The sequence below is a fragment of the Paucibacter sp. TC2R-5 genome, assembly GCF_025717605.1.
Taxonomy (GTDB): Bacteria; Pseudomonadota; Gammaproteobacteria; order Burkholderiales; family Burkholderiaceae_C; genus Paucibacter_A; species Paucibacter_A albus.
This window is the reverse complement of sequence record NZ_JAJIRQ010000029.1, coordinates 1-2,389: the sequence shown is the minus strand read 5'-3', so window position 1 is coordinate 2,389 and position 2,389 is coordinate 1. Positions and strand designations below refer to the sequence as shown.

Sequence of the window (2,389 nt, the reverse complement as noted above, 5' to 3'; positions counted from 1 at the left end):
CGTATGCGTCCAGGCAAGTCATCTTGACGGATCGCCCAGCAGTGGGGCGCCCGAATTACTCGGGCTGAATCCAGCAATGCGGCAGCAGCTCCGCTACTCGGCTGGCCGGCTGCGTGGGGAGCCTGGTCAGCACGTCCTTCAGGTACGCCCACGGCTCCACACCATTGAGCTTTGCGGACTGGATCAAACTCATCACGGCCGCCGCCCTCTTGCCCGCTCGCAGGCTGCCGGCGAAGAGCCAGTTCGAGCGCCCCAGCGCTACTGGCCGGATTCGATTTTCGACCCAGTTGTTGTCGATGGGTAGCATGGCGTCATCGAGGTAGCGCGTTAGCGCCACCCAGCGTTTGAGGCTGTAGTCGATGGCCTTGGCTGTGGCTGAACCGTCGGGCACTTTCTGCCGGTGCAGCGCAAGCCAGCGGTGCAAGGCATCGACGACCGGTTTGGCTTGGGCTTGTCGGGTCTGCAAACGCTGTTCGGGCGATGCGGCCCGCACTTCACGCTCAATCTCATACAGCTGGCCGAAGTGGCTCAGCGCCTGTTCGGCGATCTCGCTGCGGTGGTTAGCCCATAGCTCATAGAACTTTCGCCGCGCGTGGGCCATGCAACCCACCTCCGTCACACCCTTGGCGAGCAGGGCCTTGTAGCCCGAGTAGTCGTCACATACCAGCGCACCGCGCCATGCCTTTTCGCCAGGGTGCCCCAGGAACTCCATCGCGTGCTTGCCGGCCCGGCTTTCGGCGAAGTCGTACACGACGATGCGACTGGCTTCGAACTGGCCTGTGCAGTAGCTCCACAGATAGGCCCGGTGCGTTTTGCCAGCACCGGGGTCAAGCATGGCCACCGGGGTTTCATCCGCATGCAGCACCTGGTGGGTGAGCATCTCGGCCTTGAGCGCGTCCACCAGCGGCTGCAACTGCACACCGCATGCGCCAACCCAGGCTGCCAAGGTCGAGCGCGGCAGTGTCACGCCGCTGCGGGCATAGATGCCTTCTTGTCTGTACAGCGGCTGATGGTCAGCGTATTTGGCGACCAGCACCTGCGCGAGCAGGCCGGCGGTCGGAATGCCTTTGTCGATCACATGCGCTTCGACCGGCGCTTGCACCAAGCGTTCGCACTGGGCGCAGGCCCACTTGCCACGGATGTGCCGCTCGACCGTGAACGCGCCAGGGGCATAGTCCAACTTCTCGGCGATGTCCTCGCCGATGCGCTTCATCTGGCAGCCACAAGTGCAGCGGGTGTTGTCGGGTTCGTGGCGGAACTCGCGGCGCGGCAGCTCTGCCGGCAGGGCCTGGCGCTTGGGTATTTGCCGGGCAGGTGCTGCGGGCTTGCTGACGAGCTGTTGCAGCTCGCTTTGCACCGCCTCCAAGTCTTCATCGACCGCGTCTTCGAGCAGGCTGCGTTGGTCGCCCTGGAATACCTCGCTGCTGGCGGCAAACTTCATCCGCTTGAGCACCGCGTTCTCGTGCGTGAGCTTGTCGATGGTGGCCTGCTTGTAGCGCACCTCGCTCAGCAGTCGGGCCGTCAACTCGCGCAACTGCGCGGGTGTCAGGGTGTCAAGCTGGGCTTCGTGAATCACGGGAATGAATGTTGCCCGCTTCGATGGCCCCAGGCATCGGCATTTACAGCAATTGCGCTACAGCACGCGGATGATCCCTGCCTCGCCCATCATCTGCCAGGGCAGGCCCAGCACCAAGGCATCCAGCTGCACGCGGCTCAGACTCAGCGTACCTTCCACGTTATGGGGCCAGACAAACTTGCCCCGGTTGAGGCGCCGGGCGGCCAACCAGACGCCGACGCCGTCGTGCACCAGCACCTTCATGCGGTTGGCGCGGGCGTTGGCGAAGAGGTAGGCCGTGTGGGGATGGGCGGCGCCGAAGACCTTGACCACACGCGCCAATGCGGTCTCGGTGCCGGCCCTCATGTCCATCGGCTCGACGCCCATCCACACGGCGTCGATGCGGATCAACGCAGCAACTCTCGTGTCCAGATGGCGAACTCGGCCGCCGCCGATGTTGGCCAATTGATCGTCATGGCAATGGAGCCACGGCGCAGCTCGACCCGAATGTCTTCGTTGCCAGGGGGCGCCGGCGGAGAGGCAAGCGACACCGGGACGAATCCGCTTGAATTCGAGGGAACTGATGGACTGCCTTCACGCTGTAGTTGTCGCCAGCCATGCACGATGTTGGCATTGATGCCGTGCGACATCGCCACCCTGGCCACTGAGGCTCCGGCCTCATTGCACTCGGCCACGACTTTGGCCTTGAGCTCGGCGCTGTATTGCCGCCGTCTAACGATCTTCTCTGTTGCCATCATGTCCATCTATTACTAAGTGGACGTGATCCTTACAGACCGGACGGGCTCATTCAAGATGGGTTCACTGGACGCATAC

The 2,389-nt window shown here is 63.4% G+C and carries 3 protein-coding genes; all 3 read right to left on the bottom strand.

From position 1 onward, the window contains the following. Positions 1–55: 55 nt before the first annotated feature. From tnpC to tnpA, 3 genes are read right to left on the bottom strand one after another with little or no spacing between them, the layout of a single operon-like run. Positions 56–1,573, bottom strand: coding sequence for an IS66 family transposase (gene tnpC / locus LNV08_RS22915; RefSeq protein ID WP_263536057.1), 1,518 nt, complete (start codon positions 1,571–1,573; stop codon positions 56–58). 60 nt (positions 1,574–1,633) lie between these two features. After that, positions 1,634–1,966: an IS66 family insertion sequence element accessory protein TnpB gene (gene tnpB, locus LNV08_RS22910; RefSeq protein WP_263536056.1), complete on the bottom strand. Its 333-nt coding sequence runs from the start codon at positions 1,964–1,966 to the stop codon at positions 1,634–1,636. After that, entirely contained in the window at positions 1,963–2,319 is a 357-nt protein-coding gene (tnpA, locus tag LNV08_RS22905) for an IS66-like element accessory protein TnpA (RefSeq protein ID WP_263536055.1), read from the bottom strand. The genes tnpB and tnpA overlap by 4 nt, the downstream gene beginning before the upstream one ends. Between the last annotated feature and the right edge of the window lie 70 nt (positions 2,320–2,389).

Excerpts from the sequence above, each read along its gene's own strand:
- tnpA (WP_263536055.1), bottom strand. The coding sequence starts at position 2,319 with ATGGACATGATGGCAACAGAGAAGATCGTTAGACGGCGGCAATACAGC.